Below are 23,717 nucleotides of genomic sequence, written 5' to 3' on the forward strand. Positions count from 1 at the left end.
TCTGCACTCCTGACCGGCGACCGAGAACAACTCGCCGACTGAGAACAACTCAACCAGACACCACTGACAACGCCCCGTGACCGCAAGGAGTTCCCGCATGCCCAGCTACTCCCGCACGTCCACGTCCGACCCCGAACTCGCCCACAGACTCAGCCGCCGCGGCATGCTCGGCGTCGCCGCCGGAGCCGGAGCCGCCGCGCTCGTCGGCGCCGGCGCGACCTCCGCAGCGGCCCAGCCCTCAGCAGGTGCGTCGGCTGCGACGACCGCGACCGCCCGTCGCAAGGGCCGCCCCGTGCTGCCGCCCGGCCGCCTCGGCATCCAGCTCTACAGCCTGCGCGACAAGGTCTCCACCCTCGGATTCGCCCCCGTCTTCGAGGAGTTGAGCGAGCACGGCTACGACGAGATCGAGTTCGCCGGCTACACGCAGGGCTCCGCGGGACCCATCACGCTCGCCCAGCTGAAGCGGCTCGCCGCCGATCACGGCCTCAACCCCATCGGCAGCCACGTCGGCTACTACGCCGACGACCCGAACGCGTACACCTTCGCGCAGAACCTCGAGAAGGTCCTCGACGAGGCCCAGGCGCTCGGCCTGAAGCACATCGGCACGGCCTCGGGCCCCTGGCGCTACGGCACGACCGTCGACGGCTGGAAGCGCTGCGCCGAGGAGTTCAACACGTACGGCGCGGCAGCGAAGAAGCGCGGCATGAAGTTCTACCAGCACAACCACGCCGAGGAGTTCTCCTTCGCGACCGACCGGCCCGACGTGCGGCTCTACGACGTGCTGCTCGCCGAGACCGACCCGGATCTGGTGTACCTGGAGATGGACATCTACTGGGCGTACGCGGCGCAGTTCCGTTTCTCCAAGCGCGTCGACGGCACTCCGGCGCCGTTCGAGCCGCTGGACTACGTGCTCAAGCAGCCGCACCGGTATCCGCTGTTCCACGTCAAGGACGGCGAGCACGACGAGTCCGCCAAGGACGGCTACCGGATGGTGGACGTGGGCGACGGCGACATCGACTACCGGCGGTTCCTGTCCGAGGTGACGCGCCGTACGCCGACCGGCCGGCGCTACCACCACTGGCAGGTGGAGCACGACAACCCCGTCGACTCGCTCGCCTTCGCCCGCAAGTCCAGCGCGCACCTGCACTCGCTGCGCGAGCGGGACTGCTGACGGCGCTCCCGTGTCCGACGCCCCGCACACGCAGAGCCCCGGCACGGTGCCGGGGGCTCTGCGTAGGGGAGGTGCGGATCGAGAGGTGGGAGGTCAGTGCGCGTCCCGGCTGATGGGATGCGGATTCGGTGTGATCTTCCCGCGCTTCGGCCGTCCGGGCGGGCTCAGGAACAGCGCCACGAACCCGGCGAAGAACGAGATCGAGCCTGCCAGGATGAACGCGCCGGAGTGCCCCCAGGAGCCCACGACCACGGCGCCCATGCCCGCGCCGAGACCGGAGACCAGCTTCGAGCTGTACACCATGCCGTAGTTGGTGGCGTTGTTGTTCTCGCCGAAGTAGTCGGCGGTGAGCGCCGCGAACATCGGGAAGATGGCGCCGCCGCCGAAGCCGGAGACCGCGGAGAAGATCAGGAACAGCGTCAGGTTCTGCATGCCCGCGGACCAGATGAGGCCGAACTGCGCGAGGCCGAGGATGACGCACACGGCCAGCAGGCACTGCTTGCGGCCGTAGCGGTCGGAGAGCCAGCCGATGACGCCCCGCCCGGTGCCGTTGACGATCGCCTTGAGCGACATCGCGGTGGCCACGATTCCGCTGGCGAAACCCGCCTCCTTGCCGATGTCGACCTGGAACGCGATGCCGAAGATGTTCACACCCGAGGTGCACGCCAGACAGAACCACATCAGCGCCACCCGACCGGTCTTCCAGGCCTCCATGGGGGAGTACTGCTTCACGGCAGGCGGGTTCTTCTCAAGGGACCGGCGGGCGCGCGGGTCGTCCGGAGGGTTGAGCGGGTCGACATCGGCGGGCCACCAGTTCTTCGGCGGGTCCTTGAAGAAGAACCCCGCCACGGCCACGACGGAGGCCAGGAAGAGGCCCACCAGAACAAGCACCGTACGGAAGTTGGTCAGGTCCATGACGCCGGTGAAGATGAACACGAACGGCACGGAACCGTAGGCGAAGCCGCCGTTGACGAAGCCGGTCTTGCCGCCCCGGCGCTCCGGGTACCACTTGCCGACCATGTTGACGCACGTCGCGTACACCATGCCCGCGCCCATGCCGCTGAACATGCTGAAGCCGATGTAGGCGAACACCACGTGCGGTGCGTACGCCAGGGACAGATAGCCGAGCAGGGTTCCCACCGAACCGAGCATCATCGCCCAGCGGGCCGGCAGTCTGCCGCTCTCGCGCAGCCGCCCCGCGGGGAAGGCCACGGCGGCCTGGAAGAACACCCAGACGGTCATCATCCAGAAGATGTGGCCGCTGGCCCAGTGATGTGCGGTGTGCAGGGTGTCCTCCGCGGACGCGAACGCGTACTCCGCGGAGCTGATGCCCATCATGCCCACCCAGGGCAGGATGACCATCCACTTGCGCTTACGCCCCATGATGTCGATGTCGGTCTCGCCGAGCCGGTACGTACGGCCGTTGGCGTCCGTCACCTCCCGATAGGGGACGGTGGTTGGCAGGTCGGTTGTCGTCATGTCGATCGAACCCCTCGCGTGGAAGAAGTCTGGCCAGCGCCCCCTGTCCGTTCTCTTCGCACCGGGGCCCGCGGCGAGCGGCCGCCGCAGGCCCCGTGGTTCGAGCCGTCGCTCAACTCATCGACCACCTCCGAGCAACCCCGCCGCCCGCGCCCACCGGTACTTCGCACCGAGCACGGCGACGGGCTTCTCGGTCGTGTAGGGGTAGGCGACGACTCCGTGTGCGAAGAGGTACGCGCACGCCTCTTCGACCTCGACATCGCCCGCAAGGGAGGCCACAACCGGCTTGTCTATGCCGCGCTTTCTGAAATCGGCCACCACGCGCGCGGTGAGCTCGGCGAACACCATCGGTGGAGTGACGATCGTGTGCCAGTAGCCGAGTACGAGGGCATGGATCCGCGGGTCCTCCAGACCGAGCCGGATCGTCGCCTCGTACGTGGAGGGGGGCTCGCCGCCCGTGATGTCCACGGGGTTGCCCGCGGCCCCGAAGGGCGGGATGAACTCGCGGAACGCGGCGTCCAGGTCGTCCGGAATCTCCATCAGGGAGAGCCCGTTGTCGGTCACCGCGTCCGACAGGAGCACACCCGAACCGCCCGCGCCGGTGATGATGACGACGTTGTCCCCCCGCGGGGCGGGCAGCACGGGCAGCGCACGCGCGTACTCCAGCATGTCGTTGAGGCCTGGAGCCCTGATCACGCCGGCCTGCCGCAGGATGTCGTCGTACACCGCGTCGTCGCCCGCGAGCGCCCCCGTGTGCGAGCCCGCGGCCTTCGCGCCCGCGGCGGTGCGGCCCGCCTTGAGGACGACGACCGGCTTCTTCGGAACCGTCTCCTTGGCCGCCGCGACGAACGCCCGCCCGTCCTTGAGGTCCTCCAAGTGCATGGCGATGCACTGGGTGTTGGGGTCCTCGCCGAACCAGGTCAGCAGATCGTCCTCGTCGATGTCGGACTTGTTGCCGAGCCCGACGATGGCGGAGACACCGGTCTTGGTGGCGCGGGCGAAGCCCAGGATCGCCATGCCGATGCCGCCCGACTGCGAGGTCAGCGCGACCCCGCCCTTCACGTCGTACGGCGTGCAGAACGTGGCGCACAGGTCCTGCCACGTCGAGTAGTAGCCGTAGATGTTCGGCCCCAGGAGGCGTACGCCGTGCCGTTCGGCGATGGCGACGATCTCCTCCTGCAACGCGTGCTCTCCGGTCTCCGCGAAGCCGGACGGGATCAGCACCGCGTTCGGGATGCCCTTGCGCCCCACCTCCTCGAGGGCGGAGGCCACGAACCTGGCGGGGATCGCGAAAACCGCCACATCCACCTCACCCGGAACGTCGGTGACACTCTTGTACGCCTTGCGGCCCTGAATGTCATCGGCCTTGGGGTTCACGGGGTGGATCTCGCCGGAGAAGCCTCCGTCGATGAGGTTCCGCATCACCGAATTGCCGATCTTGCCGTGCTCGTTGGAGGCACCGATGACCGCTATGGAGCGCGGCTGCATCAGGCGCTTCATGGAGCGCAGAATCTCGTCCCTACCGTAGGTGCGCCGGGTTTTGGGCGCCTCCGCCGACAGGATCACGCGGATGTCCGCGGCGAGCGCGCCCTCCGGTGTGGCGATCACCGGGTTGAGGTCGACCTCCGCGATCTCCGGGAAGTCCGTCACCAGTTCGGAGACCCGGCGGATCTGCTCGGCGACCGCCCAGCGGTCCACGCCGGCCTCCCCGCGCACGCCCCGGAGGATCTCCGCCGCCCGGATCGAGTCGAGCATGGAGACGGCCTCGTCCGCGTCGACGGGCGCGAGGCGGAACGTCACGTCCTTCAGGACCTCGACCAGGACCCCGCCGAGCCCGAACGCCACCACCTTGCCGAACGTCGGGTCGGTGACCGCGCCGACGATCACCTCCTGTCCCTTCGGCAGGAGTTGCTGCACCTGTACGCCCTCGATGCGGGCGTCCGCGTCGTAGGCACGGGCGCTGTCGACGATCGTGTGGAACGCGGACCGCACCTCGGCGGCGCCCTCCACTCCGACGATCACGCCGCCCGCGTCGGTCTTGTGCAGGATGTCCGGCGAGACGATCTTCATCACGACCGGCCCGTCGAAACGCGCCGCCGCCGCGACCGCCTCGTCCACGTCCCGCGCCGGCTCCTCGCCCGGTACGGCGATTCCGTACGCGTCGGCGATCACCTTGCCCTCGGGCGCGGTCAGCGCGGTGCGGCCGTCGGCGCGTACGGCGTCGAGCAGCGCCCGCACCGTCCGCGTGCGGTCCTCTGCCATCACGTCAGATCACTCCGTTCGACTTGAGCAGGCGCAGCTCCTCGTCCCCGAGGCCGAGCTCGCCGACGTACACCTCTTCGTTGTGCTCGCCGAGCAGCGGTGAACTGATCACGTCCACGGGGGAGTCGGAGAGCTTCAGCGGGGAGCCGACGGTGGTGAACTCGCCGCGCTGGGGGTGCTGGACCTTGACGACCATCTGGTTGGCGGCGAGCGAGGTGTCCTCCACGATCTCCTTCGTCGACAGGATCGGGCCGCACGGGATGTTGTGGGAGTTGAGCTGTTCCAGGACCTCCCACTTCGGCAGGGTCGAGGACCACTCCTCGATCAGTTGGAACATCTTGTTCAGCTTCGGCAGCCGGGCCTCGGGCGTGTTCCACTCGGGGTCGTCGGCCAGTTCGGGCCGGCCGATCAGGCTGGCGATCGGCTGCCAGCCGACGGGCTGGACGATGACGTACACGTAGTCGTTCGGGCCGCCCGGCGCGCACTTGACCGCCCACCCGGGCTGACCGCCGCCGGACGCGTTGCCGGATCGGGGAACTTCCGTGCCGAAGTCCTCGTTGGGATATTCAGCGAGCGGGCCATGGGCCAGGCGCTGCTGATCGCGCAACTTCACCCGACAGAGGTTGAGCACGGCATGCTGCATGGCCACGTTGACCCGCTGCCCCCGCCCGGTGCTCTCCCGCTGCAGGAGCGCCGCGAGAATTCCGGCGACGGCATGAATGCCGGTTCCCGAGTCGCCGATCTGGGCCCCCGTCGCCAGCGGTGGTCCGTCCTCGAAGCCCGTGGTCGACATCGACCCGCCCATGGCCTGCGCCACGACCTCGTAGGCCTTGAAGTTGGTGTACGGACCGTCACCGAAACCCTTGATGGAGGCATAGACGATTCGCGGATTGATCTCCTGGATGCGATCCCAGGTGAACCCCATGCGGTCCACGGCCCCGGGGCCGAAGTTCTCGACCATGACGTCCGAGCGCCGGATCAGCTCGGTGAGGATCTCCTTGCCGCGCTCGGTCTTGGTGTTGAGGGTGATGCTCCGCTTGTTGCAGTTGAGCATCGTGAAGTAGAGGGAGTCGACGTCCGGCAGATCGCGCAGCTGCTTGCGCGTGATGTCGCCGCTCGGCGCCTCCAGCTTCACCACGTCCGCACCGAGCCAGGCGAGGAGCTGGGTGGCGGACGGGCCCGACTGGACGTGTGTCATGTCGAGGACGCGTACGCCCTCAAGAGCCTTGGTCGTCATGACGATTCAGCTCCTCACTTGTACATGGTCTGGTTCATGGTTCCGGGGGCGTACGCGTCCGGGTCCACCCAGACGTTGATGAGCGAGGGCTTGCCCGATTCGCGGGCCCGTCGCAGCGCGGGGCCGATGTCGGCGGGGTCGCGGACCTCCTCGCCGTGACCGCCGAGCATCTGGGCGAACTTGTCGTAGTGGACGTCGCCGAGGGTGTTGCCGACGCGTTCGCGCTCGTCGCCGTACTTGGCCTTCTGGCCGTAGCGGATCTGGTTCATCGAGGAGTTGTTGCCGACGATGCCGACGAAGGGGAGCTCGTAGCGAACCAAGGTCTCGAAGTCCCAGCCGGTCAGGGAGAACGCGCCGTCGCCGAAGAGCGCGACGACCTCCTTGTCGGGGCGGGCCTGCTTCGCGGCGAGCACGAACGGAATCCCGACGCCGAGCGTGCCGAGCGGACCGGGGTCCATCCAGTGGCCGGGTGATTTGGGCTGCACTACCTGGCCGGAGAAGGTGACGATGTCGCCGCCGTCGCCGATGTAGATCGAGTCCTCGGTGAGGAAGTCGTTGATCTCGCTGACCAGGCGGTAGGGGTGGATGGGGGAGGCGTCCGAGCGCAGGTTCGGCAGTCGCTTCTCGATGGCGGTCTGCTCGGCGGCGCGCAGTTCGTCCAGCCACTCCTTGCGCTTGGACGCACCGCCGTTACTGAGTACATGAGAAGCGTGCCCCGAGGCGGCCTCGGTGACGGCCTTCAGGATCAGGCCCGCGTCGCCGACGATGCCGAGGTCGACGTCGCGGTTCTTGCCGACGGTGCGGTAGTCCAGGTCGATCTGGACGACGGTCGCGTCCGGCGAGAGCCGCTTGCCGTAGCCCATCCGGAAGTCGAAGGGGGTGCCGACGATGACGATGACATCGGCGTTGGAGAAGGCGTACCTGCGGGAGAGCTGGAAGTGGTGCGGGTCGCCGGGAGGGAGGGTGCCGCGTCCGGCGCCGTTCATATAGGCGGGCACGTTGAGGGTGCGGACGAGTTCCGTGGCGGCCTCGGTTCCGCGGGTGGTCCACACCTGGGAGCCGAGCAGAATCGCGGGCTTCTCGGCGTGTACGAGGAGGTCGGCGAGCTTCTCGACGGCCTCGGGGTCGCCGGCCGAGCGGGTGGATGCGCGGTAGTGGCCGGCCTGCGGCACGCGTGCCTTGTCGACGGGGACCTTGGCGTCGAGGACGTCGCGCGGTATCTCCAGGAAGGAGGGCCCGGGGGCGCCGTGGTAGCACTCGCGGAACGCCATGGACACCATGTCCGCGGCCCGCGCCGTGTCCGGCACGGTCGAGGCGAACTTGGTGATGGGCGTCATCATGTCGACGTGCGGCAGGTCCTGAAGCGAGCCCATCTTGTGCTGGGTGTGGGCCCCTTGGCCGCCGATGAGGAGCATCGGTGACTCGGCACGGAAGGCGTTGGCGACGCCGGTGACCGCGTCGGTGGTCCCCGGGCCCGCGGTGACGACGGCGCAGCCGGGCTTGCCGGTGATGCGCGCGTAGCCGTCGGCGGCGTGGGCGGCGACCTGTTCGTGGCGTACGTCGACGACTTCGATGCCTTCGTCGACGCAGCCGTCGTAGATGTCGATGATGTGGCCGCCGCACAGGGTGTAGATGACCTCCACGCCCTCCGCTTTGAGTGCCTTGGCGACCAGGTGCCCACCGGAAATGAGTTGCTGGCTGTTCTCGTCGGGCATGGCGAAGTCCTGTCCCTTCGTAGGGGAGTTGGCGTCCTCACTCGCAGCTCACGGACCGCCTCGTGGACTGCTGTCGCGCTTGCTGTCACGCACGTGTCAGACACGCTTCACGCACTGCGTTCACCACTGTCGCGGCAGATTGCATACAGTCGACGAATACTGTATGAAGCTTGTTATCCCGCATCCGGTCAGTGGTGTCCAGGGGGCGTGCGGCATTTTTGAGTCAGGAGCCGAAATGGACCTGTTCGAGTACCAGGCAAGGGAACTCTTCGAGGAATACGGCGTGTCGGTTCCGGCGGCAGAGGCCGCCGACACGGCCAAGGAGGCCCGCCGCATCGCGGACCGCCTCGGCGGCCGCGTCGTCGTCAAGGCCCAGGTGAAGACCGGCGGACGCGGCAAGGCGGGCGGCGTCAAGCTCGCCGCTGACCCGGCCGCCGCAGAGCTGACGGCACGCGCGATCCTCGGGATGGACATCAAAGGGCACACCGTGCACCAGGTGATGCTCGCCCAACCAGTCGAGATCGAGACCGAGTTCTACGTCTCGTACGTACTCGACCGCGCCGCGGGGCGTTTCCTCGCGATCGCCTCCGCGGAGGGTGGCATGGAGATCGAGGAGGTCGCCGCGACCCGCCCCGAGGCCGTCGCCCGCGTCCCGATCGACCCCTCGCACGGCGTCACCGCCGACAAGGCCGCCGAGATCGCCCGCGCCGCACGGCTCCCGCCCGAGACGGCCGACGTCCTCGTCAAACTGTGGACCGTCCTGACCGAGGAGGACGCCGTACTGGTCGAGGTCAACCCCCTCGTCCGCACCCGCGACGGCCGCCTCCTCGCCCTCGACGGCAAGGTCACCCTCGACGACAACGCCCGCTTCCGCCAGGCACGTTGGGGCGGCGCGGACACCGACCACGACGACCCACTGGAGGCTCGGGCCGCCGCCAAGGGGCTCAACTACGTCAAGCTCGACGGCCGGGTCGGCGTCATCGGCAACGGCGCGGGACTCGTCATGTCCACCCTCGACGTCGTCGCCGGCTGCGGCGCCCGCCCCGCCAACTTCCTCGACATCGGCGGCGGCGCCTCCGCCCAGGTCATGGCCGACGGACTCTCCGTCATCCTCTCCGACCGGGACGTCAGGTCCGTCTTCGTCAACGTCTTCGGCGGCATCACCGCCTGCGACGCCGTGGCCGACGGAGTCGTGCAGGCCCTCGACGAGATCCGCCTCACCAAACCCCTCGTCGTACGCCTCGACGGCAACAACGCCGCGCAGGGCCGCGCCGTCCTCGACGACCACCGGCACCCGCTCGTCGAGCAGGTGACCACCATGGACGGCGCCGCCCAGCGCGCCGCTCAGCTCGCCAAGTAGCGCCCGGAGCAGAGGAGTCCACACCATGGCGATCTACCTCACCCAGGAGAGCAAGGTCCTCGTCCAGGGCATGACCGGCGCCGAGGGCATGAAGCACACCCGCCGCATGCTCGCCGCGGGCACCGACATCGTGGGCGGCGTCAACCCCCGCAAGGCCGGCCGCACCGTCGACTTCGACGGCCGCGCCGTGCCCGTCTTCGGCTCCGTGCGCGAAGGCATCGAGGCCACCGGCGCGGACGTGACCGTCGTCTTCGTCCCGCCCGCGTTCTGCAGGGCCGCCGTCACCGAGGTCGCCGAGGCAGGGATCGGGCTCGCCGTCGTCATCACCGAGGGCATCCCCGTCCACGACGCGGTCGCCTTCCAGACGTACGCGAAACAGCGCGGCACCCGAGTCGTCGGCCCCAACTGCCCCGGCCTCATCACCCCGGGCCAGGCCAACGCCGGCATCATCCCCGCCGACATCACGGAGCCCGGCCGCATCGGCCTGGTCTCGAAGTCGGGCACGCTCACGTACCAACTCATGTACGAGCTGCGCGACATCGGCTTCTCCACCTGCGTCGGCATCGGCGGCGACCCCGTCATCGGCACCACGCACATCGACTGCCTGCGGGCCTTCGAGGACGACCCGGAGACCGAACTCGTCGTCCTCATCGGCGAGATCGGCGGCGATGCGGAGGAGCGGGCCGCGGCGTACATCCGCGGGCACGTCACGAAGCCGGTCGTCGGCTACGTCGCCGGGTTCACCGCGCCGGAGGGCAAGACCATGGGCCACGCCGGAGCGATCGTCTCCGGTTCCTCCGGAACGGCCCGCGCCAAGCAGGAAGCCCTGGAATCCGCGGGCGTACGCGTGGGCGCGACCCCCACCGAGACCGCCCGGCTCGTACTCGAACGCCTCGCCTCCCCCTGATCCCTGAGGCAGCCGCACACCTCCCGCCCCCGACTGTGCACCGAGAGCGGAGAACATGATGGCCCCTGCGGCCCCCGAACCCACCCTCACCCTCAAGCAAGGCACGGCCTGGACCGACGCCTGGCAGCGCTGCCGGGACGTCGCTCCCGAGGCGTTCCTCGACGACCGCGTGCTCAACCTCTGGGCCGCGAACTGGCAGCCCGGCGGGCGCACCCTTCCCGCCACCAGCCCCGTCGACGGCACCCCGATCGCCGGCCCGCCGCGCCTCGACGCCCCCACCGCCCACCAGGCCGTACGCGCGGCGCTCGACCAGCACCGCGCGTGGCGGCACGTCCCGCTCGCCGAGCGCCGGGCGCGGATCGCCGCCACCCTCGACGCCCTCACCGAGCACCGCGAACTCCTCGCCCTCCTCCTCGTCTGGGAGATCGGCAAGCCCTGGCGGCTCGCGCGGGCGGACGTGGACCGGGCGATCGACGGCGTGCGCTGGTACGTGGACAACGTCGAGCGGATGACCGAAGGCCGAGCCCCGCTCGACGGACCGGTGTCCAACATCGCCAGCTGGAACTACCCGATGTCCGTCCTCGTCCACGCCCTGCTCGTGCAGGCCCTCGCGGGCAACGCGGTGATCGCCAAGACGCCCACCGACGGCGGCCTCGCCTGTCTCACCCTGGCCGGTGCGCTCGCCGCCCGCGAAGGGGTGCCGATCACCCTGGTCAGCGGCAGCGGCGGCGAACTCTCGGAGGCGCTCGTGCGCGCGCCCGAGATCGGCTGCGTGTCCTTCGTCGGCGGTCGCGACACCGGCGCCGCCGTCGCCACGGCCGTCGCCGACCTCGGCAAGCGCCACATCCTCGAACAGGAGGGCCTCAACACCTGGGGCATCTGGAACTACTCGAACTGGGACGCTCTCTCTTCGGTCATCCCGAAACTCTTCGACTACGGCAAACAGCGCTGCACCGCCTACCCGCGTTTCGTCGTCCAGCGCTCCCTCTTCGACCAGTTCCTGGACGCGTACCTTCCGGCCGTGCGCGACATCCGCATCGGCCACCCGCTCGCCGTCGCCGACCCGGCGGACCCGCTGCCGAGCCTGGACTTCGGCCCGCTGATCAACGCGGCCAAGGCCAAGGAACTCACCGACCAGGTCACCGAGGCCGTCGACCGCGGCGCCGTACCCGTGCACCGCGGCACCCTGGCCGACGGCCACTTCCTGCCCGGCCAGGACACGTCCGCGTACGTCCCGCCTGTCACCCTCCTCAACCCGCCACCGTCGTCGCCGCTGCACCACGCGGAGCCGTTCGGTCCGGTCGACACGATCGTCCTGGTCGACACCGAGGCGGAACTCCTCGCGGCGATGAACGCGTCCAACGGCGCGCTGGTCGCGACGCTCTCCACGGACGACCGGGCGACGTACGACCGGCTGGCGCCGCAGATCCGCGCCTTCAAGGTCGGCCACGACAAGCCCCGCTCGCGCGGCGACCGCGAAGAGCTCTTCGGCGGCTTCGGCGCCTCGTGGCGCGGTGCCTTCGTCGGCGGCGAACTCCTGATCCGCGCGGTCACCCAGGGCGACGAGGGGGAGCGGCTGCCCGGCAACTTCCCGGAGTACCACCTGATGCCGTGACCCGTACGAGGGTGCCGTGACGCACACGTGGGTGCGTGACGCACACCGCTCGCGTGCCGGCCCCGCCCCACGAGGGCCGGCTCGCGACACCGAAGACCGACAGCGGGTGTTCGCCCGACCACGCGCGGTGCACACCACGCCCGACCTGCGAGGATCCGCCGCGCTCCCCGGCCGGGGCAGGCTCGCAGGCCGAGGGATACGCAGGTGAAAGGCGCTCTGAATCCTTGGTATTGTTGTCCATGTCGCCGCGGGGCAAGGCCCTGGCGGGCGGCGCACACCTAGTCCGGGTGGCGGAATGGCAGACGCGCTAGCTTGAGGTGCTAGTGCCCTTTATCGGGCGTGGGGGTTCAAGTCCCCCCTCGGACACAGATCAAAGGTACGGGTTGAGATTCATCTCAACCCGTACCTTTTTTCGACGGGCTCAAGGGTCCATGAGGCGGGCGCCGAGCTGCGTATCGACGTCGATACGCAGCTCCTCCAGTTCTGCGGCAAGGTCGGGCGGCAGGCCGGCAGCCGTTCGGCCTGCCTCCTCCACAGCTGAGATGGCGGTGCTCAAGTCCCCGAAGGACAAGTGGCACAAGGCGCGGCGGAGGCGGATCCGGGCGCGTTCGGCGCGCTCGGTCGGACCATCCTCGCGGATCATGTCGGCGACGATGGTGGCGTAGATGTCGGCCGCAGAGCCGTGGTCGCTGAGGAGGCGGAATCCGTCTGCCGCCGTTCGCCAGACGCGCCGGACGATGGGGCGGCGCTCTCCCCATTCGTCACGGACGCGTTCTGTCAGCCCTTGAACCCTCGCCGTGGAGTCGCCCGGCTTCCCCGACGCGATCTCGGCTTCGGCCCGCACGCAGAGGTCCTCGATCTCGCGTTGATCGAGCCAGTACCCGTCGGCTGGTGCCGGTGAGTCTGCCGGGGCAGATGGAGATGGGTGGTGCAGAGGTGGGCGCTGAAGCTCTGGCAGGCGCAAGGGGGCAGTGGGATCAGGGTGGGTCCGTGGCCTTGGCTCGGCGTCACCGGGGCGAGGGGCGAACGGGGTGAGCAGTGTCATGACTTCGGTCATGGTCGGCCGCTCCTCGGGCCGCTTGGCGAGCATCCGCAACACCAAGTCGTCGATGAGGTCAGGGACGCCGGCCGCGTACACGCTTGGCGGCAACGGAGTCTCCTTGAGGTGTTTCTCGGTCAGTCCGGAATCCTGGCCGAGCGGGAACGGCGGCCGTCCCGTGAGCAGTTCATAGAAGATGCAGCCGAAGCAGTACACGTCGGTGCGCGCCGTGGGCGTTCGCTCGAGCAGCTGCTCAGGGGCAAGGTATCCACGGGTGCCGAGCGTGGAGCCGTGGGCTGTGTATCGAGTGGCGTCGGCGCGCAGCGGTTTGGCGATGCCGAAGTCGATCACGACCACTGAACCGGCGCTGTCGATCATGATATTTGCCGGTTTCAGGTCGCGATGCACTACCGGCAGTGTGTGCGCGCACTCCAGGGCCATGGTGGCTTGCACGGCGACGGCAAGAGCCGTTCCGAGGGGCAGTGGGCTGTGTTCGTCCAGGAAGGTCCGAAGGTTCACGCCGTCCACCAGACGCATGACCATGTACGGCATCGCCTGGTGCGTCCCGCTCGCGTAGAGCTGGGGGATGCCGGGGTGGTCGAGCGACCCCAGCAGGTCGGCCTCCCGCCTGAAGCGGGCGTTCCGTACGGCAAGTTCGGATTCCCGCTCGTGAGGGTCGAGGGCGGACAGGGCTTCGGAGTCGTGGCGCAGGAACTTGACCGCGACGTCGCTGCATCGAGGCCCGGCCTCGCCCGCAGTGAAGTTGCCGGCACGCCAGACCTGGGCCATGCCGCCTTTCCCGAGAGGCTCGATCAACTCGTAGCGCCCATCGATGACATCGCCCGCCTCGGGCGTGTACGCGTCCGCGTCCACTGCTGTTCCCCTCGCACTCTTGCGCCGTAAGGCAGCCCAGAGTAACGCGTTCGTGAAGGAGATTGTGAATGATGGGTGTGTGGACTCAGTTCACAGAATGTGTCATGCTCGTCCGGTGCCCGGATCGCCTGGTCTGTCGGCTCCGTGTGCCCCCTGCCCGTATCGCCTTCCCTAGGGGTATCCATGCAGAATCCGCTCGGCGTCTCCGGCTCCGACTGGCTGATCAAGGCGAGCCCCAGGATGGCCAGGCCCGATGACAGGGCGTGTCCCAGGCATCGGCGCATCGCCATGCGTCCCCTCCTGGCGCCCGAGCCGGCCGTGCCGTTTCGGCCGTACCCGTGGGAGGAGTTCGGGTTCGGCCCGTTCTTCGCCGCGCTCGACCTTGTCGAACACGACGGATGGTCGCTTGAGCAGGTGCAGGAGGAACTGCGGCGCACCCATGGCCCGTTCAGGGGGCGGGGTGCACCGGTCCACCCCGCCCACCTGGCGTGGACCTCGCAGGTGCTGGAGCGGTACGTCACCGCGCGGACCGCTGAACAGGGCGCCGCGGCGGAAGCCGGACTGCCGCCCACCCGGCCCGTGCGGCAGTCGTGGACGTGGCGTACCCGCCGTACCGATACCCCTGACATGCGTGGCGTACGGCAGTACGAGCACACCGTCTGGGGGCGGGCGTACGCGTCCTCCGACGAGACGGTACGAGACCTGTGGCTGCCTTCCTTGCGCCGGGCTAAGCCAGTACGTCCTGAAGCCGAACTCGCGGCTGTGGCACAGGTGATGGCACGAGGAGAAGCGACAACACCCTGGCGTCGTGCGCGCGACCTGCCACCGGCTTCCCCGACCGGCGAAGGCCGTTTGCCGGAGCTGGTCAGGGTGTTCGATTTCGGCTGCGCCGACGGATCAGCGGAGTCGTTGCTCAGCGAGGGGCCCGGCGAGGTGCGGCAGTTGTTCGCCGAGCACGCGGTGCCTGCCCTCCGTGCTGCGGCTGGCGACGATCGCAGGCAGCCCGGGGAAAGCTGTGTCGACTGCAAGGCCATCGCAGGTTGCGCCGACCTGAAGCGCACTCCCCGGCTCTGGGGCGGACGGCCCACTGTCCCCGAGCGCCGACGCCGCTCCGTCTCAGTGTGGGACATGCGTCTGCATGCCCGGTGCCCCGCCCAGTACCACCTGGAGCGTCATCTGCACCTTGACGATCTGTCCGGGGAGAACCAGGGCGCACGCCGCGGCAGGGCCGTTGACGCATGGCTCGACGATCGTCATGGTGATCGCTCCGGCGACAGTTGCCGCGATCGAGAAGCTCCTGCCGTCGCCGACGTGCGCGATGCGACCGGACTTGACGAGCCGTTGGCCCGCGGAGCCGCCACCATGCTGGCCGAGCACCGTTTGCTGTGCCCGCTGAGCGGGCTGGGGAGGAACGAGCAGGTGCTCGTACAGCATCGCGTGACGGCGTACGTGCCCGAGCTCGATGTGGTGGTTCTCGCCACGCCCGACCTGGTGTACACGCATCGGGGGCGATGGATCTGGAGGGAGACGAAGACTTCCGCCTATCCCCTTCCGGAAGGCCGGTCACTGCTGCGCAGCTTTCCCCAACTCGCCTTGGGCATCCTGCTGTTCCATGCGGGTGCCATCGGTGACGAACCGCGGCGCTCCTGGGTGGAGCTGGAACATCTGCGTGACGAGCCCGGCGAGAGCCGCCTGGAGCGCATCGACCCCGCTCGAGCCGAGACCGTCGAGGCAGCGCGGGACGTCATCGCCGAACTCGCTCAGCCGCTCCTTGACGACACCACGTACGAACCGCGGACCGGCCGGCACTGCTATGGCTGCCGGGCCCGCACGTGGTGCAAACCTGGCACGGCCTACGTCGCCGACGGCCCGCGACCGCCGGAAGTGGCAACAGAGCGGCCTTCGGCGCAACGAGGAGAGGAACTGGTCCTTGACTGACCACCAACTCTCGGCGGACTGGTTGTCCCACCCCGATCTCATGCTGCTACGGGACATCGCCACTGCCGTCCTGCAGCTAGCGGCCGTCGATGATCTCGACTCCTTCACCCTCCCCTATCCGGCCGCAGCCCAGCGGGCCCTGGACGCCTTGGTGCTCCAGTGCCTGAGGAACGGGGCGCGGCCGCCCGCGGGGGTTCCCGAGATGGTGCACTGGGCGCGGCTCAGGCCACTCGGCAGTTGGCCCCTGGATCAGCTCCCCGTCGGGCTGTTCGACGGAGGCGACCGGCTCATCGACAGGGACTCGTGCCGGCCTTCCCAGCTCTGCCACGAACTGGCCGTGCACGGCCATGGCGACAGCACGGGTCGCCAGTACGACCGACTGGTGATCGAGGAGGCGTTCCGCGCCTGCCGTGACGCCTCGTCGCCCGAGTCGTACACGGCATTCCGTCGGCTGCTCGTGGAGAGGCCCGTCCTCACCGCGTGGGACTGGACGGACGTCAGCACCGACCTCTTTCTCGATCCGGTCCGACATGTGATCGAGGAGATCTATGCCCCCGTGCCGCCGCACTTTCGCCGGGGCGGCACATACCTGTGCTGTCACCGCTGCCTTGTCCTGCTCCATCCCGTGGGATCCACCGCATGGTGGTGTGAGCGTGATCAGTGCCGCAGCCAGGGGGGCGCACCACACGGACGGGATCTCGACGCGGTGGCAGTCGGTGATCTACGCCAACTGCGGGCGCCGTTGCGGCAGTTCGTCACCGGGCCTGGCCGGGCCGAAGTCGCGCTGGAGGGAGAGCTGCGTGCCTTGGGGCTCCATGTCGAGATGTGGCCCGGGTTCGACGCGTACGACCTGCGCGTCACCTTTCCCGACGGACACGTCTGGGCTGTCGACATGAAGGACTGGGCGCAACCCGCCTTTCTCGGGCGGTCGGCAGCCCCCGTCCCGCGCCGGCCGCCGTACGACGAAGCGTGCTGGGTGGTGCCGGCCTTTCGTGTGCGTGCCCGCCGCGACTACCTCGAGGTGTATGCCAGGGAACGAGCCGAGCGGGCAGGCGGTTTGCGGCTGCTGACGGACGAGCGGCTGATCCGGGCGGCCCGGATGAGACTGGCCGGCGAGCGTGGGCCGGACGCATCCATCGCACCGTAACCGACTGCCGGAACGTGGACCGCGCCGCACGACGGCGCCCAGGAATACGGAGTGCACGATGCGTGATCGAAGTAGCTGGTACCGGCCGGTCGTGGCCGCGCTCGGTCCTTGGCCCGAGGAGCATGCCGCAACGCGCCCATCGCTGTTCTGCCAAGTCGAGCTCGCCCTGCGGCTCGTCGAGACAGTGGCGCCGGGACATGCTGCCGAGGGAGCGTGGACGCTGCTCGGCGGCTACGGAGTCCGGTTCGCAAGGGCGGCGAAGCTCCCGATCGGACCCGCCGAGGAGACTGCTCTGAGCGCTGCTCGGCATCTGCTGTGGCCGATGCGGCGCGGCCGGCTGTGGCGACAGAGCCTGGACACCTACCTGGAGTTGCCCGAGCGGTTGCGCGCATACCGCGTGCCGGGGGCCGGGGAGCCCGCGTACCGAGTCCCGCTCCTGGTGGCGGCCGACCGATTCGAGGTCTATGACGAGACTCTCGCCGCGCTGCCTGATTTCGCCACGAAGCCGCTGCCCCAGGCGGAGGCGGGCCAGCACCGATTTCTGGACCGGCGTCATCGGCGAGCCTCGGTCACCCTCCCGGCCGACCTTGTCCTCGAGTCGCTCGCCGGGCATCCGTTGGCCGGAGAACGTCCTGCCACGAAGGGCCCCGTCAAAGTGCCGCTGAGCGAACTCGCCGACGTGGCGCGATGGCTCGACAACGAGGAACAGCGGCGGGGCCTGCGGGCGGGGAACTGGGAAACACGGCTCGGTCACCTGGAACTCGACACGCGCACCTCGGGCGGGGCAGCGTTCGAGGAGTCGCAGGAACTACGGCTCGACCGGCTCACCCATCTCGTGGGCATGGTCGGCGCCGGCAAGTCGACTCTGATGTCCTTGCTCGCAGTCTGGGCCCACCAGAAGGGCCTGCGCATCACCCTCGTCGTCGGGGATGCCGCCGAACAGCTCACGCTGACCGAGACGTTCCGCTCCCTCGGCCTGCGGGCGGCCGTGGTTCAAGGCGGGACCACCCGACTCCAGCACGCTCAGCGCATGCATCGGCGGCACGCCGCGCGAGGCGAACAGTCCTTGCTCGGCCACACCGGAGCCGTGTTCTCCCACCTCAGTACGGCCTGCCCGTTGGACGCCCTGCGGGCTCTCGAGGTGTCCGAGCCGTTGCGGTACGCGGATGCACCGTGCGGATCCCTTCACCCGGTGCAGCAGACGCGAATGGGGGAAGGCGTCCAGGAGCCTGCGACGAAGAGTGCCGTGCGTGCCCTCGAACAGGCCAGGGGAGCAGTCGAGCCGCGCTCGGTCCCATCGGACGACCTTGAGGAGGACGATGACCCGGGGACGGACCACGCGTGCCCTCTGTGGAGCGCCTGTCCCCGCCACTCTGCTTCGCGTGACTTGGTGGATGCCCTGATCTGGGTGGCCAACCCCGCCAGCCTGGTTCAGACAACCGTTCCGCGGCAGCTCAATGAGGAGCGTCTGCGCTACCTCGAGCTGGCCTGCCTGCGCAGCGACATCTTGATCGTCGACGAGGCGGATCGCGTGCAGATGCAGTGGGACCAGATGTTCGCGCCGTCCGCCACACTCGTCACGAATACGTCGGTCGCCGACTCCTGGCTCGACCAGCTGCAGACCCATGAGATCGCCGAACTGGCCCGGCAGGGAAGGGTCCAGCTGTCCGACCGAGACGTCGAACGCTGGTCCGCCGCCCTCGACGTCGTCGGGTCCACAGCGGACCGGCTGTACGCCATGCTCATCGACGACGCGGAGCTGCGCGACTGGGTGCAGATCGACTACTTCAGTCCGTGGACGCTCCAGGAGAAGCTGCTGCACGCCTGGTATCCCGCTCTGCTCGGGAGAACCGGCCCCTCGCCCGAGGCGGATCTCGAGGACGAGAACGCACTGTACGAGGACGAGGACGAGGAGGACCCCGAGCAGGACAACGCTCGCTCCCCGGAAGCACCTTGGATGCGACGTCGTAGGGAGATCACCGCATTCTTCGACACCTTCCGTGACGATCCGCTCGGTGGACGAGGCCCGCACGGAACACCCACCGACGACCTGACAGGCCTGGCCCTCGATGTTCTGCACACCCTCGACGAGAAACAGACCCGGCGACGCGTCAGGGCTTTGCTCGACACGTTCCTCGACGAGGCGCCGGGCCCGGAGGCGCGCCCCGCAGTGGCTTCCCGCCGGGGCGAACGGCTCCCACTGCACCACATGCCGCTCACCGAGGAGTGGCGTGAACTCAACGCGCGCCGACTGGAGTTCACCCTGGTTCTGGCCGCACTGCACCAGCGTCTGGACCGCGTCACCTTCCTGTGGCCCCAAGTCGAGGCCGCGCTGCGACTGGACGCCGCGAGCCATGAACTGACGCGCAGGCCGCCTCTCGATTACGCGCCACTCCTGCCCGAGGCGCCGATGGGCAACGTGCTCGGCTTCCAGTTCCTCGTGGACGAGCGCGCCGCTGCGCGCAGCAAGGACGGGCACAGGACCGGCACTCTGCGCTTCTTCCGCTGTGCGGGCGTCGGCCGTGAACTTCTCTTGAATCTGCCGCAGTTGGGCTCCAGGAGCGGCAGAGCCCAGGAGGGGCCGCACGTCCTGCTCATGTCGGGCACCAGCTGGGCAGGGACCTCCACGCGCGCGCACGTCCTGGCTCCCGTTCAGGCGGTGCTCAAACCGCAGAAGAAGGCGCTGGACGCCATTCGCCGGACGGAGTTTCGTACCGGGTTCCTCTACGACGCCTCAGGGGGCCCGATCCGGCTGTCGGGAGTGGAGCCGGACCAGCGCGCTGATGTGCTGCGTCTGATGATCGATCGGCTGGCCCGACCCCGTGGCGACGGCAAGTCGTCTCCCTTGCAGAGTGAGCTGGCTCAGATCCGTGACCAGCGCCGTAAGCGAGCGCTGCTCCTCGTGGGCAGCTACAAGGAGGCCCAGACGGCAGCCGCTGCCCTGGAGGAGATCCCGCGCTGGCGCGGCCGCGTGCGTGTCCTGGCAGCTGACGACGCCGAGTTGGAGACAGCCGTCGACGGCCCTGCGCACCGAGCCCCCGGCCAACGGACGACGGTCACCTCCACAAGGGCGGAGGCGGTGCGCCGTGGTGACCTGGCCTCCTTCGCGGATGATCCGGACGCCGAGCTTCTCGTCGCCCCGCTGCTCGCCGTCGAGCGCGGGCACAACATCCTCACCGTGCCCCAGCGCCCGGGAGAGGAGCGGGTGGCGGCATTCGGAACCGTATTCTTCCTGGTCCGGCCGCACCCTCGGCCTGACGACCTCATGCTCTCCGTGTTCGCCGTGAACGACTGGGCGACCCGGTTCGTTCGAGGCCAACTCCAGCTTCCAGAAGGCACGTTCGACGACCTCGTGACTGCGGCGGGTGACCTGCACGCGGCCGGTGGGGCTTTCCGTACGTCGGCGCGTGGTGTCTGGCGGCATCTGCTGTCCCGGCCCTACATCTACTCGTCTCTCTCCGACGACGAGAAGAAGTCCTTCGTCTGGGACCAGCTCGTCACCATCTGGCAGGTCATCGGCCGCCTGGTCCGCGGAGGTGTACCCGCGCGCGTAGTCTTCGTCGATGCGGCGTTCGCTCCCCGACTCGCCGCCGCCGGCGCCCCGTTCACTGCCCGAGCGTCGCGTCCGCGACGGGGCGACGACCCCGGGCTTCTTGTGCGTCTGCGTGACGTGTTGTCCCCGTACTTCGCGGACGTCCATCCCACCGCTATGGACGCGTGCCCCGACCCCGCCGACACGCCACTGGTCAGGCTGCTCTACCGCCCGCTTTTCGAGGCCCTCCGAGAGATCGGGGCGGAGCACGTCGACACGGACACCGACGACGGACGGGCGGTCACGACCCGTCAACTCCCCATGCCACAGTGAGGACAACCGACATGTACCAGAACGTCCGCAGGTCCGCGTACCACCTGGCTGACGACCGCTCGCCCTGGACCGAGAACTACCGTGCGCTCGAATTTCCCGAACAGTGGCGCGCCGGACTGCTCGACCTGCACAACCACGGGCGCCCCGAGGGCAAGCAGCAGCGGAGCCTGCCTACGCGCCGACTGGACGCCGTGCTGCAGACCCTCGCCCCGGATGTGATCGTCCGCCCGCGCCCGCGTCAGCCGGTCGAACTGGTGCCTGGCCCCCGCCGAGAACCAGGGGCGGAGCCTTCCGAAGACTTCTGGATGTACGTCCCCGCCGCCGCCCCCGACCCGCTCCCCGGCCGCGCGATGCAGCAGCTGTTCGACGCCTGGCTGCGCACTCTCGGGCCCAAGGGCGCGGCCCAGGACCCTCGATTCCGTGAGCTTCTCCTGGCCACCAGCGCGGATCTGAAGCAAGACCTGCCGAAGTGGCAATCGCTCTACGGTGTGGAACTCCTCACTGCCGAGCCGACGCCGGGCGGCACGGCAGCCCCCGATCCGCGCCAGTTTCAGCTCGCCACCGATGCCCTGGCCCGCCGCATTCTGGCCCTCGATCCCTACACGTTCGACGGCGGAAGCCTGCAATTTCGTGCCCTGCCGCGAGGGCCGCGCGACCAGGGAGCCGAGCTGATGTCGCAGCCTCTGTGCCGAACCACCAAGGGCAAAGAGTGGTGGTTCTCGGTGGTTCTGAACATCTCGCTGCACACCACACCCTTCGACGATCGGGCGCGTCTCCATCTGCATTGGGGTGTACGTCGTTGGGCCACCCACCCCAAGGGCGCCGCCAAGCGCCTCGACCTCCCCTATCGGGAGGCGACGACCGTATACCTGCGACCGACGATCCCTTGGCTGCCGGGAGCGCCGGCCACCGAACGCTTTGCACTGGCCCGGCTGCGCCGTGACCGAGCGGCCGATGCTTTCGTGTGGGCGGAGAACGATGCGGCCGGAATACTGCGAGGGATCAGCCTCGCGGGTGAGTTCCCCGACCCCGAACAGCTGCTCACCGAGCCGGAGCCGTGGATCGACAACGGCCACGGCCTGAGTGCTGCCGTTGTGCACAGCACACGCATGGGTGAGCACGGCATCGGTTCCGGGTTCATGCCCAACCAACGTGCCCAGCTGACGGAATGGGCCGAACAGGCCCTTCCCGAACAGCTGGTCAGGGTGCCCGATCTGGTGCGCGGGCGTGGTAAGGGCATCGGCGCACCGGAGAACCGACGGCCGAAGAAGCGCACCGATGACGTCAAGCACACCGAGGGCCGGGCACGACGGGTGGCTCTCGCCACCCAGCGCGGGATCGCCGGACTCTCGGCAGATGGTGAAGCTGCGTCGGTCATCGAGGCGCGACTGCTGTGGCAGTCCCCCGAAGTGCGCAGGGCAGCGGTGGCGCAATTCGCCACCTCCCTGGGCCTCGAAGGAGACGGCGGCACCTCCCTGAACCGCTTCACTGAGCGCGACTACGAACAGGCGGCGCCAGGGAAGCCCGTCGTCCTGGAATGGCGTACGGACGACATCACCCTCCGTCTGCGCGTCCTGCCGCTGGCCGAAGGGCTGGGAGACCGGCTCGCGCCGGACTCCGCCGTGAAGGGCCGAGGCGCAGCCCTTGCGGCGGCCGTGACCGGTCGCAGGCGCGCGTTGCACGACTGGCTTCGACAGGACGGGGCCGACCCCGCGAACCCAGGGCTCGCCCTCGTCGAGATCGCCCACCGCAGCACGTTCCGCCCGTCGGCCACGGACCCCAAGTTCGCTGTGCGTCTCGGGTGTGCCGACGCTGGACTGCTGACCCAGTTCGTCGTCACTCCGTCCGCCGACCGGCAGATCGACAACGTCGCCAGCCTCGCCCACCGTGCCGAGAGCGCCTGGCATGACGGATTCCGTCAGCTCGGTGTGCGTGTTCTGCCCGAGCACACCCTGGGTGGTGATCTCCCCGAGGAACTCCAGTACGCGGCTGTGTGGATGGTCAAACGCCGCAAGGACGGCCCGACCCGGATCGCCCGGCACCTTCCGGTCGCCGTTCTCGTGACCCCTCTGCCGGACGGCCGCGGGCTCGCTGCGGTGCGGGGCTGGGACGACAGTGCGGGGGAGTGGGTGCCGTACGCGCAGTTCCTCCTCGGCCTGGTCAAGCAGGCGGAGATCGACCCCGAGTCGTACACGGAACTCGACTTTTCCGCCCAGGCGTTGCCGGCCGACGCACCACCGATCGGCACCGCGCAGCGCCGTGCCGATCTCGCACAGCAGCGCAGGGAGACCGCAGCCTTCCTGCAGCGCGTCCTGCACTCTCTTCGCGGTCGGCCGACAGCGTTGATCACGCACGCTCAGAACAGCAGGCTGCACTGGCCGTGGCTGCAGGACGGCCGTATCGAACCGGATGCGGTCCGGATCGGACACGCCCCGCCCGGGAGGCTTGACGACGAGCTGCGGCTCGTACGCGTACGTGGAGGCAGCGGACGCGAAAGTGCACAGTGGTGGGGCCTGGCCGATCCGGGCAGGCCGCACGGGCAGCCGGCCGGGTTCTGGAAGCAGACCCAGGGCCCGGACGGGGCACGGAACCGTGAGCGAGTCTTCTACAGCACGACGGAGCGCCCTGGGAGCTTTCCCGTCTCGCCCTCACTGGACCGCCTGGCCACCAGGGTGACCGCGGCGGGCAACCTCACCTCGCAGTCCGGCAAGGGCGCCTGGAATCCCACTCTCGTTGAAATCGCCGTCCTCGGGTGTCATGACGGTGACGGCACTCCTGCTGTTTCCGTGACCGGCAGGCCCGACAGTGCCGAGGCGCTTGCCCTCGCCATGCACCAGTTGCGTCAGGCCCCCGACTACAACGCGGACCTCTCGCTGCCCCTTCCGCTGCACCTGGCGGGGCGAGCCCAGGAATACGTCCTGCCGACGATCGCGGATGGTGACGAGAACACGGAGGAGGGGGAGGCGCCCCCCGAGCAGCGGGCGTCCGAAAGGGATCCGGACCTGGCAGGCACTGTGGAGGCGGGGACTGAAGAGCCCCTCGACGAGGTTGCCCAGCTCACCCTGTTCGGGGAGCTCGAATGACCTGTGGCTGACGGTCCGGTGCCCGC

Annotated in this window: 13 protein-coding genes and 1 tRNA gene; 9 read left to right on the forward strand and 5 right to left on the reverse strand. The window is 69.1% G+C overall.

All coding sequences use genetic code 11. From position 1 onward, the window contains the following. Positions 1-97 precede the first annotated feature (97 nt). Positions 98-1,171 (forward strand): sugar phosphate isomerase/epimerase family protein, encoded by a 1,074-nt coding sequence (locus tag QIT00_RS18915; protein ID WP_282536477.1) that lies wholly within the window; start codon positions 98-100, stop codon positions 1,169-1,171. A 93-nt stretch (positions 1,172-1,264) separates the two neighbouring features. On the opposite strand, the gene QIT00_RS18920 is transcribed toward QIT00_RS18915, so the two are convergent. From QIT00_RS18920 to QIT00_RS18935, 4 genes are all read right to left on the reverse strand, one after another. Further along, on the reverse strand, positions 1,265-2,650 hold the full coding sequence (locus QIT00_RS18920) for an OFA family MFS transporter (RefSeq protein ID WP_282536478.1): 1,386 nt from the start codon (positions 2,648-2,650) through the stop codon (positions 1,265-1,267). A 117-nt stretch (positions 2,651-2,767) separates the two neighbouring features. After that, positions 2,768-4,912: an acetate--CoA ligase family protein gene (locus QIT00_RS18925; protein WP_282536479.1), complete on the reverse strand. Its 2,145-nt coding sequence runs from the start codon at positions 4,910-4,912 to the stop codon at positions 2,768-2,770. 4 nt (positions 4,913-4,916) lie between these two features. Continuing rightward, entirely contained in the window at positions 4,917-6,149 is a 1,233-nt protein-coding gene (gene frc, locus QIT00_RS18930; RefSeq protein ID WP_282536480.1) for a formyl-CoA transferase, read from the reverse strand. 14 nt (positions 6,150-6,163) lie between these two features. Further along, positions 6,164-7,864 carry a thiamine pyrophosphate-binding protein gene (locus tag QIT00_RS18935; protein ID WP_282536481.1) on the reverse strand — a complete coding sequence of 567 codons (1,701 nt, stop codon included), beginning with the start codon at positions 7,862-7,864 and terminating at the stop codon, positions 6,164-6,166. Between the two features lie 235 nt (positions 7,865-8,099). Between QIT00_RS18935 and sucC the strand changes: the two genes are divergently transcribed. The 4 genes from sucC (at position 8,100) to QIT00_RS18955 (ending at position 12,112) form a co-directional block, all read left to right on the forward strand. After that, on the forward strand, positions 8,100-9,224 hold the full coding sequence (sucC, locus tag QIT00_RS18940; RefSeq protein WP_282536482.1) for an ADP-forming succinate--CoA ligase subunit beta: 1,125 nt from the start codon (positions 8,100-8,102) through the stop codon (positions 9,222-9,224). 25 nt (positions 9,225-9,249) lie between these two features. Beyond that, positions 9,250-10,131: a succinate--CoA ligase subunit alpha gene (gene sucD / locus QIT00_RS18945; RefSeq protein ID WP_282536483.1), complete on the forward strand. Its 882-nt coding sequence runs from the start codon at positions 9,250-9,252 to the stop codon at positions 10,129-10,131. Positions 10,132-10,189: 58 nt separating this feature from the next. Beyond that, positions 10,190-11,746, forward strand: a complete 1,557-nt coding sequence (locus QIT00_RS18950; protein ID WP_282536601.1) for an aldehyde dehydrogenase family protein — start codon at positions 10,190-10,192, stop codon at positions 11,744-11,746. A gap of 281 nt (positions 11,747-12,027) precedes the next feature. After that, positions 12,028-12,112, forward strand: a tRNA-Leu gene (locus tag QIT00_RS18955). A 55-nt stretch (positions 12,113-12,167) separates the two neighbouring features. On the opposite strand, the gene QIT00_RS18960 is transcribed toward QIT00_RS18955, so the two are convergent. After that, a complete protein-coding gene (locus QIT00_RS18960) occupies positions 12,168-13,658 on the reverse strand; it encodes a serine/threonine-protein kinase (protein ID WP_282536484.1) in 1,491 nt (496 codons plus the stop codon). A gap of 183 nt (positions 13,659-13,841) precedes the next feature. On the opposite strand from QIT00_RS18960, the gene QIT00_RS18965 reads away from it, so the two are divergent. Genes QIT00_RS18965 through QIT00_RS18980 form a run of 4 tightly spaced genes read left to right on the forward strand, consistent with a single transcriptional unit; the run spans position 13,842 to position 23,691 of the window. Then, positions 13,842-15,596, forward strand: a complete 1,755-nt coding sequence (locus QIT00_RS18965; protein ID WP_282536485.1) for a PD-(D/E)XK nuclease family protein — start codon at positions 13,842-13,844, stop codon at positions 15,594-15,596. Further along, positions 15,589-16,743, forward strand: a complete 1,155-nt coding sequence (locus tag QIT00_RS18970) for a pPIWI_RE_Y domain-containing protein (protein WP_282536486.1) — start codon at positions 15,589-15,591, stop codon at positions 16,741-16,743. The genes QIT00_RS18965 and QIT00_RS18970 overlap by 8 nt, the downstream gene beginning before the upstream one ends. A gap of 58 nt (positions 16,744-16,801) precedes the next feature. Next, entirely contained in the window at positions 16,802-20,608 is a 3,807-nt protein-coding gene (locus tag QIT00_RS18975; RefSeq protein ID WP_282536487.1) for a pPIWI_RE_Z domain-containing protein, read from the forward strand. 11 nt (positions 20,609-20,619) lie between these two features. Then, entirely contained in the window at positions 20,620-23,691 is a 3,072-nt protein-coding gene (locus tag QIT00_RS18980) for a pPIWI_RE module domain-containing protein (RefSeq protein ID WP_282536488.1), read from the forward strand. Positions 23,692-23,717 lie beyond the last annotated feature (26 nt).

Origin of the sequence: Streptomyces luteolus, assembly GCF_029968015.1 — a bacterium.
In the GTDB taxonomy this organism is placed as follows: domain Bacteria; phylum Actinomycetota; class Actinomycetes; order Streptomycetales; family Streptomycetaceae; genus Streptomyces; species Streptomyces luteolus.